A 16,903-nucleotide genomic window follows, 5' to 3' on the forward strand; every position below is an offset into this window, starting at 1 on the left:
TGAATGCAACGACACAATCATCCGTCGCTATACAAGAATCTAGCCCTGAGCCGCCAAATCTACCGACACTGCACGCTGCGGCTGGGCTTCATATGACACTGGCTTATAATTCAGTCACACCGAATTGATGGCCATATCCAAAAATACAGGAATACTTTAAACTAGATTAGTCGATAACTATTATATTAAATAGACACTCACCCATTACCTATAAAACTAAGTTATAAATCTTACAATAACCTACCAATCGACCATCTCTTACAAATTGTTTTAATGTTCGTAAACAGGTGGGCCAAATTACTCCGCTTGACATAGATGCCTATCTGAAGGCAAGGACAACGGGAAAACAGAAGGGTATGGGGATAACAAAAAAATGACTTGCTCCCAGGGTTGGATGCAAGTCATTTTTGGTAGTACCCCCGGTGGGACTCGAACCCACACTGGTACGAGTTTGAGTCGTATGCCTCTACCAATTGGGCTACAGGGGCGAGGTCGTCAGATTGTAGCGCAGGAATACAGAATGGGCAGCGTTTTCTTCTCCTCATCCTCGCCTCGCCAGGTACTTTAAGCTCGGTAGCACAATACCTTCGGCTTAGGAGCGCAGATGAGTAATCGAATCGCAATCATTGGTGCTGGCGCAGCCGGTCTTTCATGCGCTGCAACGTTGACGGGAGCCGGACTTGATGTAACGGTATTTGAGGCACAAGATCGTGTGGGTGGCCGGATGGGGACAGACCATCTGGAAGGCTTCACCCTTGACCACGGTTTTCAGGTTCTGATGACGGGCTACCCGAGCGTCCGTCGCCTCCTTGATCTCAAAGCTCTTGATTTGCGCCCGTTTGAACCAGGTGCCCTCATCTACGATGGCGAGAAATACCAACGCCTCGTAGACCCGTTTGGCGGCAATCATCTTGCACTATTTGGCACCTTGCGAGCACGTATCCCAACGATGGTGGACAAGGTCCAAATAGCTCGTATGAAGCTCCATTTAACTCGTTCATCGGTGAGCGACCTTTTAGGCGGCCCAGTGGAATCAACACGCCAGGTATTACGCCACCGATGGGGGTTTAGTGACCGAATTATTGCGGCATTCTTTGAGCCTTTCCTTGGTTCGTATCTCTATGACGAGTCACTCCAGTCACGGTCATCCGTTTCATTGATGGCGCTACGGGCATTCTTTATAGGCCAAATTGCCCTGCCGGGGTCGGGGATGGCTGCGGTAGCCCAACAATTGGCCACAGGTATTAATGACTTGCGGCTTGTCTCACCAGTCGATGACCTGAACCCGTTGCTGAGTGAATATGATGCGGTGGTTGTTGCTACCGAAGCTGCACAAGCCTACTCGCTCTTAGAGGCGGTTCACCAACGCCTACCCGGTCTGACCACGTCCTCAAATATGGGTATGACCCTCTACTTCGCCTCACGCCAGTCGCCATTCGATGATGCCACCATCTTGGTTAATGGCGTTCCCCATGAATACGTAACCTCAGTCAGCGTCCCCTCAATGGCCGCACCGAGCTACTCACCTACTGGCTGGCATCTCATCGCGGTCAATATTGTTGGCGATCAGGCACAACATCCTATCGATGATGTCATTGAACCAGCCTTGGGTGAATTACGCACCATGATGGGCGATATGGTGGACGATTGGCGATTCTTACGCGGGTACCGTGCACACTGCCCGGATACGAGTGGGATGGGCAGCGGAGTTGTCCAGGTGACCGATCGGCTCTTTGCCTGCGGGGACCACCGAGACGTCGGCGGCCTAGAAGCGGCTCTCTTTTCAGGACAGAAAGCCGCAGACGGGGTACTCGCCCAAATCAGCGTCTAAGTAAGGAATGTGTGACTAGCAGAAGCTATCACCGCACGCACAACCTTGTTGGGCGTTTGGATTATCGATGTTGAACCCGGCACCTTGTAAACTATCAACCCAATCAATGGTGGTGCCTTGCAGCATTGGAATAGCGGCACGTTCGACACGGACCGGCACACCCTCAAAATCAATAGCCAGATCATCGTCAAGTTCACGATCATCAAAGAACAAGGCATACCGCATTCCTGCGCAGCCGCCCGGTTGAACAGCTACACGGAGAAAGATGCTCTCGGTGTTTTCTTCGGCGTCCATGAACTGACGCACTTTATCAATGGCGGTGGGCGTAAGGGTGAGAATTGACGGAGTCCCGATTTGTTGAGTCATACTTCAATGGTACCGACCCAATTCAACACCTGATTACAAAAAATTTTCTGCCTTTTTTCTGGGTTACGGTGCTCAAAAATGGGGGGCGTTATTCGGCAGATTTTTGGCGAACTAAAGAGGAAAATGAAAGAAATTTAATCGCACAAAATCATAGACAGGCCAAGGGATTTGAGGCATCCTTAACGACAATGACTGACCTGTATCTTCCTACCGTTGCCATTGCCACGCTGGGGGGGACGATTGTCTCCGCCCAAACTGAGTCTGGAGGGATCGCCCCCACTGTGACACCATCTGATGTAGTGGCTCAGATCCCTGGTTTATCTAGGGTTGCTCGTGTTGTTACGGTGGACCAACTCTCCAGTACCCCGTCACCGTCACTTACCATCGCTGGTGTATTTGAGGCCATTGAGTGGGCGAAGCGCCAACTTGATGCACGCACCGATGGTGTTGTCCTTGCTTTAGGTACGGACACCCTCGAAGAGGTTGCTTTCTTAGCTGACCTGGTATGGGCTCATCAAACACCGCTCGTTATTACTGGTGCAATGCGCGCTGGCGATGCCGCTGGTTCTGACGGTCCAGCGAACGTGTTGAATGCAATTGCAACCGCCGTTGATCCTGATATTCGCGGTCTTGGCGCATTGGCAGTCATCAATGATGAGGTGCACCTCGCCAGCCGGGTCACCAAAGCACACACGGTTGCGACCAATGCATTTACAAGTGTTAACGGTGGCCCAATCGGACGGGTGATTGAACAACAGCTGTGGATACAAAACCGACCAGCCCAAGAACACCCAGCACCACTACCGCGGCCTGGTCGCACTGACCACCGTGTACTCGTTCTCGAAGCCGGTCTCGCCGAAGACTTCGCGTGGTTACCGGCTCTATTAGACGCTGACACCGCTATTGCAGGCATCGTCATCGCCGGTGCGGGGGCAGGCCACGTGAGTGAAACCGCAGTAGAGACACTCACACCACTCCTTGATCGCATCCCCATCGTTATTGCAAGTCGCACCAATGCCGGATCAACCTTGCGAACAACCTATGGCTATCCCGGCGGCGAAATCGATCTGTGGGCACGTGGATTCGTCTTTGCCGGTGGGCTGAATGCCCGTCAGGCACGCATGTTGCTCTGGCTATTGACTGGGCTTGACGTTGATCGTGATTCAATCGTGTCTGCGTTTGCACAACACGATCCCACGGCACCTCCCACGTGGATGGGGCTGACCCAAGGCGTTACCCCCAAGATGGTGGCAGACAGTGATGCGGATTCCTCGCCTTGGAAACGTCGTTCAGATAAGTCAGGCAAGATCGCCAAGGCCCGTTTATCTGGCTGGGCCCGTGGCGCCCAAGGTTCCGGTTCAACAGCATAAGAACAATACGGTCGGTGCGTTGGTACCGACCGTTTTTAAGTACACTGTGGAGTTTGAGCAAAGATGATCTAAGCTCACCGTAGTCTGCACTTTGGTGCACAATAGGAAATGTGACACGGCCGGTTATCATTCCGGTCTTTCTAGCTGCAAAGGAAATCATGGCAGAACAGTTCGATGTGGTCATTGTTGGCGGAGGTACGGGTGGGTACTCATGTGCCCTCCGAGCAGCAGGACTCGGTTTATCCGTTGCTCTGGTAGAACGTGCAAAGGTTGGTGGGACATGCCTTCACTGGGGTTGTGTGCCAACGAAGGCGCTCCTCCATACCGCTGAGGTGGCTGAATCCGCCCGCCACGGAAGTTCTATTGGCGTCTATACCTCTTGCGATGGGGTTAATGTTGATGAGATCATTGCCTACAAAAATGGCATTGTGAACGCAAACTGGAAAGGGTTGCAAGCAACGCTCAAAGGTAAAAAGGTACAGACCTTTGAAGGACAAGGCACCTTTACTGGCCCGAATACAGTCAGTGTGGTGACCGACAAGGGAACGGTCGAACTTGAAGCGAACAAAGCGCTTGTAATCGCAACTGGTAGCCGTCCTAAGGAACTTCCGTTTGCGCCGACAGATGGCGAAGTCATCATCAACTCTGATCACGCGATGACCTTGAACCGTCGTCCAAAGAATCCCATTGTGCTCGGTGCGAGTGCAGTTGGTATTGAGTTTGCGACCGTCTTTAAGGGCTGGGGTGCCGATAGCGTGACGGTGATTGAAGCCCTTGATGCGGTGGTACCACGTGAAGATATTGACACCCAAAAAGTACTTACCAAGGCGCTGAAGAAGAACGGCTTGGATATCCACACTGGCAAGATGGTCAAACAAGTTGACCGTCAGGGTGATCAGGTGGTGGTCACCGTTGATAGCGGTGAAACCTTCACCGGAGACCTCCTAATGGTGGCCATTGGCCGTGGCCCGGTAACTGATGGCATGGCCATTGAAGCAACTGGTGCAACCGTTGACCGCGGATTTGTTATCGTTGACGAATACTGCCGTACCGGTGTGACGTTTGGCAATGGTGGTGTGCAGTACGCCATTGGTGACGTCATTCCGACCCTTGGCCTGGCACATGCATCATTTGCTGAAGGCCTTATGGTTGCTGAGGCCATCGCCGGTAAGGCCGTCACACCAATTGATTACAAGGGCGTTCCAAAGGTTTACTACTGTGAACCAGAAGTTGGTGCGGTTGGTTGGACCGAACAAGAATTGAAAGAAGCGGGCATCGAATACGAAAAGTCCCTCTTCCCCTTTAGCCACAACGCCCGTGCACAGATGCTTGGTGGCTCTGGCCACGTGAAGGTTCTGGCAAAGAAGGGTGGCAAGGTCATGGGTGTTCATATCGTGGGTAAGAGCGCCACCGACCTTATCGCCGAAGGTGAAATGATTTATAACTGGGAAGCCTTGCCTATGGATGTTGCCCAGTTCGTGCATGCGCACCCGACCTTAAGTGAGGCCGTTGGTGAGGCACACATGAAGTTGGCTGGCCGCGATCTCCACGGTTAAGGCCTCGTACCACTCAATTCGTATTTTCAACGAGGAATATTACTTATGTCACAAGATGTCATTCTCCCAGCTCTGGGTGAAAGTGTTACCGAAGGAACCATTACGGAGTGGTATGTTGCCGTTGGCGACACGGTCGAAGCTGATCAACCACTCTTTGAACTCTCCAGCGACAAAATCGACACCGAAGTGCCCGCACCCGTCGCTGGCACCGTCCTGGAAATCTTGGTGCCCGTTGATGGCTCCGCTGAAGTAGGCGCGGTCGTTGCGCGCATTGGTGCTGCTGATGAAGCTGGCGCAGCTCCTACCCCAGCTCCGGCACCTGAACCTGCTGCCGCAACACCGGCTCCCGCCGCTGCACCAGCACCAGCCGCAAGCCCAGCACCAGCCGCAAGCCCGGCACCGAGTGCCGCAGCAACCGATGTGGTATTACCTGAATTAGGTGAAAGTGTCACCGAAGGCACCATTACATCCTGGCTAGTTGCTGTTGGTGACACGGTCGAAGCTGATCAGCCACTCTTTGAACTCTCCAGCGACAAAATCGACACCGAAGTACCCGCACCCGTCGCCGGTACCGTCCTCGAAATCTTGGCCCATGAAGATGACACGGTTGAAGTGGGTGCGGTCGTTGCCCGTATCGGGGCGGCAAGTGCTGCACCGGCAGCATCAGCTCCGGCGACACCAGCACCGGCCGCAACTGCACCTGCTTCAACAACTGCTCCGGCTACAGCCGCCCCCGTTGTTCCGGCAGGCGATGTCTATGCCAGCCCGCTGGTCCGCCAGCTTGCCGCAGAAAAGGGTGTCGATTTGAAGACCCTGACCGGCACGGGTGAAGGTGGCCGTATCACGCGCGAAGACGTTGAGCATGCGTCTGCTAGTGCTCCAAGCGCCCCCGCTCCAGCAGCTACGAGCACACCCGCACCCGCACCCAAGGCGGCTTCTGCGGCACCGGCACCTAAAGCAGCTACATCAACGCCAGCTCCAGCCGCGACTGGTCGTGTGCGCATCGAAAAGCTCAACCGGGTTCGTGGCAAGATTGCCGAAAAGATGCTCGAAAGCCAGGAAAAGGCTGCACAGCTCACCACGTTCCAAGAGGTTGATGTTACGAACCTCATGGCCGCACGTGCCAAGGTGAAGAATGCGTTCAAGGCACGTGAAGGCATCTCATTGAGCCCCTTTGCCATGGTCGCACGTGCGGCGGTCATTGCCACAAAGAACCACCCCGTCATCAATGCCTATGCCGACTGGGACACGATGGAACTGCATATCCGCGAATATGTGAATATGGGGATTGCGGTAGACACCGAAAAGGGGTTGCTGGTTCCCAATATCAAGAACGCACAAAACCTCACGGTTGCTGGGTTAGCTCAAGGCATTGCGGACTTGGCAGCAAAGGCACGTGGAGAGAATGGGGCGAAGATCGACTTTGCCGATATTCAAAATGGCACGATGACCTTAACGAATACGGGCTCACGCGGTGTGCTCTTTGACACCCCGATCTTGAACTACCCGGAGGTCGCCATCCTTGGTGTTGGTGCCATTGTGAAGCGCCCGTCCATTGTGAAGGGGCCAAATGGTGAAGAGCTCATTGGGATCCGAGACATGATGTATTTGAGCCTGTCCTATGACCACCGCTTGATTGATGGTGCCGACGCTGCACGCTACGTCACTGAGGTGAAGCAGGTTATTGAATCTCTCGACTGGGATCGGGAACTGGCCTAAAGGATTCAGCGTTGGCTGAACTACATGTCGTTCGCGCGCCGCTCATCGACTATGAACGCTGTCTTGAATGGCAGAACACGTTGGTGGCGGCGCGCCAACGTGATCTGATTCCAGATGTGCTGCTCGCCGTGACACACCCACCGGTGTACACGGCTGGCAAGCACGCCGATCTGGCAAAGAATGTCACTGGCTTACGCCCTGATATTCCGGTTGTACCTATTGATCGTGGTGGGGATGTGACCTATCACGGACCTGGCCAAGTTGTCGCCTATCCGATCATGAAACGGGGACGTCGTGGAGTAGCGAAAGCACATGTGGAGGCGATGGAAGAAGCCGTTATCCGCGTGTGTGCCGACCTTGGCGTAACGGCATTTAGACGTCCTGAGTATCCTGGGGTGTGGGTTGATACCAACGAACCATTCCCCGCAAAAATCTGTGCGGTGGGAGTACGGATCACCGAAGGTGTTACAAAACATGGGTTGGCCTTCAACGTGGCCGTCAACCGCGATGACTACGCAGGCATCATTCCATGTGGGATTACGGAGGGAACAGTCACCAGCCTGGACGCCCTTGGTGTGGATATTCATCTTGAGATTGCTCGTGAAATGATTATTGACACCCTTGGAGAAACCCTTAATGGCTATCTGATCCCAGGTAACCTTGATGACCTATTCGACGCAGCGCAAGGAGTGTGACCGTGTCTACGTGTTCTCAAATTGATCGTGGCATTATTCCTGAGGGTGCGCGCGTATTGACCCTGGCAGGAACCCGCCAAATCGCACAGCGTAAGCCTGCTTGGATGAAGCGTGATGTGCCCTTAGCTGGCCCGGTGTATCGGGAATTAAAAAAAGAAATGCGTGGGTCCTCTCTCCATACCGTTTGTGAGGAGGCACGCTGCCCCAATATTCATGAGTGTTGGGAATTACGTGAAGCCAGTTTCCTCATTGGTGGCAGTGTGTGCACACGTCGATGTGGATTCTGCAATATAGCGTCGGGTAAACCGGGTGAATATGACCAGGAAGAACCAGCTCGGGTAGCAGAAACCTGTGCCCGGATGGGATTACATTTCGCCGTCGTGACGGGCGTGGCGAGGGATGATTTGCCCGATAAAGCGGCATGGCTTTATGCACAAACATGCAAAGAGATCCACGCCCTCCTCCCCCACTGTGGTGTGGAATTATTAGTTGATGACTTTGGCGGGAAGCGGGCGCTTCTCGAAATGGTCCTTGATGCGGAACCCCAAGTCCTTGCACACAATCTTGAAACCGTCGAACGTACCCACCGGCACACTCGTCCGGCGTTCCGGTATCAACGCTCCCTGGATATCATGCGCCATAGCGCCGCCTATGCCCCAGCAATTGCACGGAAATCCAACATAATGCTTGGCCTGGGGGAAACCAAAGAAGAAGTCCATAAAACGATGCAAGATTTGGTTGATGCTGGATGTCAGATTCTGACCATCAATCAGTACCTTCAGCCAACCCATAACCATCTTGCGTTGCAACGGTTTATCCATCCCGATGAGTTTGCAGCGTACGCTGACTACGGTAAATCCATCGGCTTTATCCACGTTGAGGCTGGCCCATTGGTTCGCTCATCTTATATGGCTGGTGAACAAGCCATTAAAGCCGGGGTATGGCGGCGGCCTACCGAAGAAGATGAACGGGCAATTGCCCAGGCTCGAGAAGCAGCGCAGGCTCGAGAAGCAGCGTTGGAGAAAGCTGGCGTGTGATGATTTGGCCGATACTTGCCCAAGCTGGGCAGTCGGCATCAGCGAGTGCATCGCCTTCAGCAACCCCTCTTGTTGAAGGCGATGTTGTTGAAGCCGCAACGAATAGTGTTCAGTGTGTGGATGCCAATCCTGTATGTGTATGGGTTCACCAAACGACCGGAAGTGCGCTTCTCGCCAATTGGGTAGGCACATTCTTGCCAGGGCTCATTCAAGTGATCATTATTTTGTTCGTCACTTGGATCCTCACCCGTATTGCGCACCGCCTCATTGTCGCGCTCTTTGAGCGGGTCATTCAGACACGCATTAATCCGTTTGATAAACGATCGCATGGTGCAGAACAATCCCTCCTCTCCGATGGGGCTAAACGGAAACGTGCACGTACGCTCGGCCATGTTGTCGGTTCGGCTTTTAGCGTGGGCGCATGGGCTGTTGCCATCATCACATCCCTAGCCCATCTGGGATTTAATATCGCACCGTTGCTTGCGAGTGCGGGCATTGCTGGTGTGGCCCTGGGGTTTGGTGCCCAGAACCTTGTTAAGGATTATCTCACTGGACTCTTTTTAATTGTTGAGGGTCAGTACGCGGTTGGTGATTGGATTCTGCTGGATGAAGCCGAAGGTGAAGTGGAGTCCATTACCTTGCGGGTTACACGACTCCGTGACACGGATGGCACCGTTTGGTTTATTCCTAACGGGCAGATTACGCGTGTGGCCAACCAAAGTAAGCAGTGGTCTAAGGCGCTCGTTGACTTACCATTATCGCCTACGGTGCCCTACACCCGTGTCGAAGAAATCGTAAATAGCGCCAGTGAACGTTTTGCCGACGATGAGCGTTGGAAACCTATGCTGTCTGGGACACCTGAGTTTTCAGGTGTTGTCCGTGTTGATCGGTTTGGCCCGGTTTACCGGGTGATGATCACAACCCAGCCTGGCCAGCAGTGGAAGATCAAACGGATGTATCTTGTGGAGCTCAAACGGGCCTTTGATGCCGCGGGTATCACGATGACATTAGATCCGAAAACAACAGCAGTTGAGTCAGAATCACCTTCAGCAGATTAAACTATTCAGTTTCTGACAAGATGATGAGTAGGGAGCGGCCATGCACCAGCAAGAAACCCTAGGCGCGAATCCATCAATACGCGATGTGATGGAACGGGTTAGCGCAGGCACCGTTGACTTTATTGATTTTCGGTTTATTGATTTGCCGGGTATGCAGCAGAGCTTTAGTGTCCCTGCCCATCGGGTGACTGAAACCACCTTTGTTGACGGGTTAGCCTTTGATGGGTCCAGCGTTCGTGGCTACACGGCAATCCAAGAATCAGATATGCAATTGGTGCCCGATCCTGCAAGCGCATTTTGGGATCCCTTCCGCACCCATTCAACCATCGCAATGAATTGCTTTGTGCGTGATCCCTTAACGGGTGAAGCCTTTAGCCGCGACCCTCGTGGGGTTGCTCAGCGTGCGGAGGCGTACCTCCAAAGCACCGGTATTGCGGATACCGCCTTTATGGGACCAGAGGCTGAGTTCTTTATTTTTGACAAGGTGGCCTTCAAAAATGATGCGGGCCATTCCTTTTTCACCCTTGATAGCCAAGAAGCGGCATGGAATACCGACAACCCAGCACTCGGCGGGTATCCCCTACGCCATAAGGGTGGGTACTTCCCCACCAGCCCGGCGGACCGGCTAATCGATGTACGTGCTGAAATGGTGATGGCCCTCGAAGCCGCAGGGATTGAAACCGAACTCCATCATCATGAATGTGCAACAGCGGGACAATGCGAGATTGGGGTGAAGTTTGATTCACTGGCCCGGTCAGCAGATCGCTTGATGATGTTTAAGTATTTTGTGCGTAACGTTGCGGATAGCTATGGCATGACCGCAACGTTTATGCCCAAACCAGTGTTTGGTGACAACGGGTCAGGGATGCACACGCACCAAAGCCTGTTTAAGAACGGTGAACCACTGTTCTACGACGAAAACGGGTACGCCGGTCTCAGCGACCTTGCGAGGTGGTATATCGGCGGATTGCTCGCCCATGCCCCTGCTGTCATGGCGTTTACCAATGCCACAACCAACTCGTACAAACGTCTCGTTCCTGGCTATGAAGCCCCGGTCAATATGGTCTATAGCCAGCGTAACCGTTCAGCGGCTGTGCGTATCCCGCTGACCGGAACGAACGCCAAGGCTAAGCGGGTGGAATTCCGCATTCCTGACCCACTGGCAAACCCCTACCTGGCCTTCAGTGCCATGCTGATGGCCGGCCTTGATGGGATTGCCCACCGCATTGAGCCACATGAGCCGGTGGATAAAGATATTTATGAGCTCGGTCCTGAAGCTCTTGCTGACTTGCCTGCCGTGCCAGCCTCACTTGAAGAAGCTCTTGCTGCCCTCGTCGATGACCACGACTTCCTATTAGCCGGTGGTGTCTTTACGCCGGACCTCATTGAAACGCATGTGAACTACAAAATGGCTCATGAAGTAACCGAACTGCGGTTACGACCCACCCCCTTTGAGTTCGAAATGTATTACGCCTTGTAACTATCTATACCGCTTTTTGGGCCAAGACTGCGGTGATCTTGGCCCAAATGATGAGCGTTTGTGCCAACTACCAGCTCGATGAACCGCCTCCACCGCTGAAGGAACCGCTACCCCCAAATCCACTTCCAAAACTGGTATTTGACGAACCCCATGAACTTGAGTGCCCGCTGCTGCCTGAGTTATAGGCGTTGCTTGTGTAATGCGTATGCATGACGACATACGGTACCCAGTTGTTGTACCCCATGCCCACACGCCAATCGTGGTCATAGATTGATGGTGCATCATCTTGGCTCATCGCTTTTTCGCCGTATTCCCGTTGTGCGATCCCCGATAGCACACTTTGGTATTCACCAATCACGCGGGCATACATCGTCATAAAGTCAGGGTCTTTAACGGCTGATTCAAGCTCAAGTACCTTGTTTTTCATTTCATTAAGGTCCGAACGCGAGAGTTCATCTGAAGAGGCTGCAACCGCCTCACTTATGTCCCACTGCAATTCAATTAACTTTTTCTGCCGTATATTGGCATCACCTTGTTCCATTTCAAATAGTTCATTAATATTTGAAATAGCTGTTTGAAGCTCAGTTACACGTTTATCAGCCTTAGCCAGTTTGGAACTGTGTCGTATAAGTGTCCAAAACGACGGCTCATCAAGTCCCCAAGACTCAACTAGCTTTGTTGTTTTTCGAATAGCCAAAAAGTTATCAAGAACCTCTTTCCATTCACTACGAAGTTTTTCATTCGCAAGGGGTGATGACAGACTATTAGCTCGAATATCCACTTCATCCAATTCAGTAGCAATATCGCCCAATGTATCTCGTAGATGGATATAGGCTCGTTTTGCCGCACTGCGACGTGACGCCACGAACGTTATCAGTATAATCGCCCATATACTCCCGATAAACAAAGTGATACCTTGGAAAAACCACTCTGGACTGAATGTTGGGCCACTGTCTTCAGTGCGGGTTGGTGATGTGCCCAAGGAAAGGTCAGTACTAGCCTCTATACCGTCCAGTAACCCAATGGCGTAATTGCCTCTCCTCAGTCCAGGCTTCATTGCATCAATTGAAGCGTCAAGATGACGACCTTCAAAAATGTTTAATGCTTGGCACACCGCATCACCGCAATACAGCCCAACTCGCTGAGGGTCAAAACCCACGGCAGCCATCAATAATCCACTCTCAAACTTATTTTTATTTTCACTACTTAAGAGTGAATTATCTTGATCAAATGCGTAGTTCTTTACATCGATATTTAGATTATCAGTATTCTTATCAAATGTAATATAAACAACACGCTTCACCTCGGGAGGTAACCCTATTTGTTTTGTATTCGTGACGAGTAAGGATTCGTCTTCATTCGTCAATATATCACTTGGATCAATAATGGAGACTTGAACATCAGTCGTTGTTTGAGCTAGTACGGGTGAACTAAACCCAACAACGATACCGACCATCACCATTGCACATAGCAAACGAATAATGGCTGATTGACGTGACGACCCTGTGTTCATTGCTCCTCCTTAATAGTGGTTAGCAGGCTATCAAGGTAGATAAAGTGACCTCAACCTATCTCGATCAGGGAAAGTCCTGTGGTTCACAGCCCCTAGGACCAAAACACCGTATCAAAGACCTTTCGGATACGTCGCCTAGCTCGGTCTGTACGTTCGGTAACGGCTTGGCCACCCTGGACATCATGTTCTTGGAGGACTGCAGCCAAATGGGCCAAGGTTGCCGGAGTTCGTGGCAAGGTATTGGTGTCGCTTACCTGCATTAACCAGAGGGCGTTGCGAATTCTGCTCAACCAAATCCAACCATCACGAGCAAATACATAGTCGACGTCCTGCATGATGCTAGCGTCACGCATCGCAACGAGACGCCCCAATGTTGATGGCACCCGTAGCTCAGGATTTGATGCGCCATATCGTATTGCGGCCAGCTGGGTGCACCACTCCACGTCGCTCAACCCACCAGGTGCCGTTTTCAGGCTCAGGCCCGACCCTAACCCCGTATCGTGGCGTAATGTCGCACCATTTGAAAAGGACTGTTGTGGCGCGGGCGACACTCCCAAACGAACGGATCGCGTGAAGAGGTGGGACTGCGAGAACTGACCTAATCGCCGATCGACTTGTAATCCTGTTTGCCCACGTTCAGCTTCCACCCGTGCTTTCATTGTTCGAATGGCCATCACCGTTTGTTCAGGAACATCACGGGGGAATACCAGGTCAGCCCAACCATCAATGGTGGCTTGGGCTAGGTGCAGGTCACCAGCGGCGGGTCGGGCAAGGGTGAGGGCTTGTAACTGCCATGGTTCAGCCCATTCATGGAGCCACTGGATGGTCCCATGACTGGTTAATGTAATGGCCCCGGACCGGCCACCTGGCCGCAAATCTAGGTCGAGTTTGAACGTGCCTTCTTGGTCGATGAACCCCTCATTGAGCCGCAAGAGCCGCTCAACCGCTTGGGCGGCTGCCTCCGCATCACCGTCATAGATGATCATGGCGTCGAGGTCCGAACCAAATGCCAATTCACGTGCCCCCCAACGGCCCAGGGCGATGATGCCCAATCGCACATTGGGTGGACACACCAAAGCAACAGCCAAGTCCATTAATGCATCGGCCAGATCAGACAATTCAGCGTTTGTATCACATACCTCAGCACCATTCGTCAGCGAACGCAGCATGATACGTAACCGTTGGCGAAGGAAAAGCCGACGGATGCCATTTATCAGTTGAGCATCCAGGGGCCGATCTTTAAAGTGCGCCGTTTGCTTCGCAAAGTCGTTGGCGGTATGCACCTTGGCAACCTGGTCGGGGTATTCGAGCAACGTTAAGAGTTCAGGTTGATGCTGCAAATGCGGTCCAATCCGTGGTGACTGGCCTAATGCGGTGACCAGCATCGTTGCTGCCGGAGGATTGTCAGTAATGATTTGTTGGACCACCGGATGCTGACCACTTGTTTCAATCAAGGTACGCAAGGCACCTAACCCAGCATCTGGATCTCCTGTAGTTGCGAGGGCATTCAGCAACAATGGGGCAACAAGGCGCAGTGGGCGAGCAAGCCGACCACGAATCTTAAAGAGGGCATTCAGATTTTTGACTGCACTTTTGGGGTTAGAAAACCCAAGAACGTGAAGCCTGTCCACCACAGCGCGCGAGTTTAATTTGCCAACAGCCGCGAGGGCGTCCTCTAGCGAATAGTCTGCAACGACATCGAGAAGCGGCATCAAAAAGAGATGGTGATACATCGCACGAGCTTCACGACGCACACGCGCGAGGTGTTGATCAAAATGCGTCAGTGCCGTCGCCGTCATATCTGAGCGAAACCCACATGCGTAGGCAATTGATCCACGGGTTTGATCATCCATAGGCACCGTGTGGGTGCGACGTCCGGCATAGAGCTGGAGACGGTGTTCAACCGTCCGAAGGGCTTGGTAGCTATACATTGCTTTGGTGGCGTCCTCCGTGCTCACCAATCCCTCACGGGCAAGGGCATCAAGCGCCTCTAGGGTGCCAGGTACTCGTAGCGATGGGGTGACCGTTCCATGGATAAGCTGAAGGAGTTGAACGGTGAATTCGATATCTCGTAATCCGCCAGGTGCAAGTTTCAGTTGAGCGTCACCATCACGTTGGACAGGAGGCGAATGTTCGACTTGTGTTTTCATCTGGCGAATCTCGGACAGCCGGTCGGTGCCTAATTGTGCTGGCCACACCATGGACACGCCCGCCGCAATTAATGCCTCACCGATTTCGGTATTACCGGCCACATGACGTGCTTTGAGAAAGGCCTGAGCTTCCCAGGTTTTAGCCCACCGTTTCCAGTAGTGCTGCCAACTTTCTAGTGGACGAGTAAGGGGGCCGTTACGGCCCTCAGGACGGAGACCGGCATCCATCTCGTAGACCGCGCCAAGGGGTGTATGTCCTCCGAGAATCTGAAGCACTCGCTTGGCTGTGAGGTCTGCGGCTTGGGCATTGCCATCGTGAACAAAAACGACATCAACATCAGAAATATAGTTCAACTCACGACCACCAAGCTTGCCCATTCCGATCACCGCCAACCCGCCAGGATTGTCTAGCCAAGTCAAGGTCGCTTGGATAAGACCCTGGGCTAGGTCGGCAAGCTGATGCCCGACGGCAGGCATCGCAGCGTGTCCGATGAGATCACGTACTGCGATTTGGATAAGATATTGGCGTTGGATAGCTGCAAGATGGACTGCCATATGAGCGTCATCGGCCGGTTCACCAGGGGCGGGGGCATCCTGGAGGGCCTTTGTGGCAATCTCATCGGGTGTGTACGCATGATCTGGGTCGATTATGGCGTGAACCCAGTCGGGGTGGTCGCCAATCCAACGTCCGATTGCAGGGCTAGCTGGGGCGAGCGCGTTGGCGTTCACATGGTCAACAAGCCATGGGTCGTGTTCGATTGCTCGTTCCCAGCCAACCCAGGTACCCATCAGAGCACCGGCAGAAAGCGTTCAAGTTCGTAGGGGGTGACTTGGCGGCGGTATTCGTCCCAATCATTCCATTTATTGCGTAAGAAATACTCAAAGACATGCTCACCTAAGGCCTGAGCAACCAATTCGCTTTCTTCCATCGCAATGAGTGCCTCACTATAGGTGATAGGCAATAACTCAATATTGGCGGCCCGAAGCTCTGCCGGACTCATCTCATAGAGATTATTGGCTGCCTCGGGCGGGAGTTCATACCCCTGGCGTATGCCCTCTAACCCAGCGGCCAATATCACCGAAAAAGCAAGATAAGGATTGCAGGCAGGGTCAGGGCTACGGTATTCAATTCGACGACTGCTTGCTTTATTAGGCTTGGTCCGTGGTACGCGGATGAGACTAGAGCGATTACTCGCACCCCAGCAGACATGTACGGGTGCTTCATATCCAGGAACAAGGCGTTTATAACTATTGATCCACTGGTTCGTTACTGCGGTAATTTCTTTCGCATGGCGTAAAAGTCCAGCCATAAATTGTTGGGCTACTCGACTCAACCCGTACGGTTGGTCAGGGTCGTTAAACGCGTTGTGATCGCCTTCAAACAAACTGAGGTGGGTATGCATTGCACTCCCCCAAGCCCCCGCGATTGGTTTGGGCATGAATGTTGCATGGATGCCATGTTTTAGTGCCACCTGCTTGATGACATGACGGAATGTCACGATATTGTCCGCACAAGTCAGCGCGTCAGCGTACCGTAAATCAATTTCGTGTTGGCCCGGACTTACTTCATGATGGCTATATTCAACCGGGATACCCATCGCTTCAAGGATGTCGACTGCCTCTGAACGAAACACGCTTGGTAACCGGTCAGGAACTGAATCAAAATACCCCCCACGGTCAATTGGGGTGGGGTCGGCGATGCTATGTAACAAGTAAAACTCAATCTCGGGATGCACGTACATGGTGAATCCCATATCTTCAGCAACACTCAGGTTACGACGCAATACTTGGCGTGGATCAGCATTGAATGGTTCGCCATCAGGAGTAAACACGTCACCAAACATGCGAGCAACTGCCGGTCCTGGGGTACCATCTTTCCATGGTAAAAGCCGCAGCGTGGCCGGGTCAGGGAAGACAACCATGTCTGATTCTTGTACCCGGCTGAACCCGTCAATTGCACTACCATCAAACCCGCAGCCTTCAGCGAAGGCTCCGGGAACCTCGTTGGCTGTCATTGCGACGCTCTTGAGATTACCCACAACATCAGTAAACCAAAGTCGGATATATCCGATGTCACGCGACTCAATCGTATCCAGTACGTATTCTTGCTGGTGATCCATTCCCCAGA

Annotated in this window: 12 protein-coding genes and 1 tRNA gene; 8 read left to right on the forward strand and 5 right to left on the reverse strand. The window is 52.7% G+C overall.

Translation table 11 applies throughout. The features are described 5' to 3' along the window. Nucleotides 1–414: 414 nt before the first annotated feature. A tRNA-Leu gene (locus tag VCU37_RS07305) sits at nt 415–488 on the reverse strand. Between the two features lie 116 nt (nt 489–604). Between VCU37_RS07305 and VCU37_RS07310 the strand changes: the two genes are divergently transcribed. After that, the gene (locus VCU37_RS07310; RefSeq protein ID WP_336249976.1) at nt 605–1,831 is read left to right on the forward strand and encodes an FAD-dependent oxidoreductase; all 1,227 of its coding nucleotides are present in this window, start codon (nt 605–607) and stop codon (nt 1,829–1,831) included. A gap of 15 nt (nt 1,832–1,846) precedes the next feature. Here VCU37_RS07310 and VCU37_RS07315 read toward each other — a convergent pair whose 3' ends face one another. Next, a complete protein-coding gene (locus VCU37_RS07315) occupies nt 1,847–2,197 on the reverse strand; it encodes a HesB/IscA family protein (RefSeq protein WP_336249977.1) in 351 nt (116 codons plus the stop codon). A gap of 188 nt (nt 2,198–2,385) precedes the next feature. On the opposite strand from VCU37_RS07315, the gene VCU37_RS07320 reads away from it, so the two are divergent. From VCU37_RS07320 to glnA, 7 genes are all read left to right on the forward strand, one after another. Further along, on the forward strand, nt 2,386–3,567 hold the full coding sequence (locus VCU37_RS07320) for an asparaginase (RefSeq protein WP_336249978.1): 1,182 nt from the start codon (nt 2,386–2,388) through the stop codon (nt 3,565–3,567). Nucleotides 3,568–3,677: 110 nt separating this feature from the next. Continuing rightward, nucleotides 3,678–5,123: a dihydrolipoyl dehydrogenase gene (gene lpdA / locus VCU37_RS07325; RefSeq protein ID WP_336249979.1), complete on the forward strand. Its 1,446-nt coding sequence runs from the start codon at nt 3,678–3,680 to the stop codon at nt 5,121–5,123. A gap of 45 nt (nt 5,124–5,168) precedes the next feature. Then, a complete protein-coding gene (locus VCU37_RS07330) occupies nt 5,169–6,842 on the forward strand; it encodes a 2-oxo acid dehydrogenase subunit E2 (RefSeq protein ID WP_336249980.1) in 1,674 nt (557 codons plus the stop codon). An 11-nt stretch (nt 6,843–6,853) separates the two neighbouring features. After that, nucleotides 6,854–7,537 carry a lipoyl(octanoyl) transferase LipB gene (gene lipB / locus VCU37_RS07335; protein WP_336249981.1) on the forward strand — a complete coding sequence of 228 codons (684 nt, stop codon included), beginning with the start codon at nt 6,854–6,856 and terminating at the stop codon, nt 7,535–7,537. Between the two features lie 2 nt (nt 7,538–7,539). Then, nucleotides 7,540–8,574 (forward strand): lipoyl synthase, encoded by a 1,035-nt coding sequence (gene lipA / locus VCU37_RS07340; protein ID WP_336249982.1) that lies wholly within the window; start codon nt 7,540–7,542, stop codon nt 8,572–8,574. Then, entirely contained in the window at nt 8,574–9,632 is a 1,059-nt protein-coding gene (locus tag VCU37_RS07345) for a mechanosensitive ion channel family protein (RefSeq protein ID WP_336249983.1), read from the forward strand. Before lipA ends, VCU37_RS07345 begins: the two co-directional genes overlap by 1 nt. 40 nt (nt 9,633–9,672) lie before the next feature. Beyond that, entirely contained in the window at nt 9,673–11,112 is a 1,440-nt protein-coding gene (gene glnA / locus VCU37_RS07350) for a type I glutamate--ammonia ligase (RefSeq protein ID WP_336249984.1), read from the forward strand. A gap of 67 nt (nt 11,113–11,179) precedes the next feature. Here glnA and VCU37_RS07355 read toward each other — a convergent pair whose 3' ends face one another. The 3 genes from VCU37_RS07355 to VCU37_RS07365 form a co-directional block, all read right to left on the reverse strand. Next, on the reverse strand, nt 11,180–12,625 hold the full coding sequence (locus VCU37_RS07355; RefSeq protein WP_336249985.1) for a DUF5129 domain-containing protein: 1,446 nt from the start codon (nt 12,623–12,625) through the stop codon (nt 11,180–11,182). 92 nt (nt 12,626–12,717) lie between these two features. Beyond that, the gene (locus VCU37_RS07360; RefSeq protein WP_336249986.1) at nt 12,718–15,564 is read right to left on the reverse strand and encodes a [protein-PII] uridylyltransferase family protein; all 2,847 of its coding nucleotides are present in this window, start codon (nt 15,562–15,564) and stop codon (nt 12,718–12,720) included. Further along, on the reverse strand, nt 15,564–16,895 hold the full coding sequence (locus tag VCU37_RS07365) for a glutamine synthetase family protein (RefSeq protein WP_336249987.1): 1,332 nt from the start codon (nt 16,893–16,895) through the stop codon (nt 15,564–15,566). The genes VCU37_RS07360 and VCU37_RS07365 overlap by 1 nt, the downstream gene beginning before the upstream one ends. Between the last annotated feature and the right edge of the window lie 8 nt (nt 16,896–16,903).

It is taken from the genome of Stomatohabitans albus, assembly GCF_036336025.1.
Classification (GTDB): domain Bacteria; phylum Actinomycetota; class Nitriliruptoria; order Euzebyales; family Euzebyaceae; genus Stomatohabitans; species Stomatohabitans albus.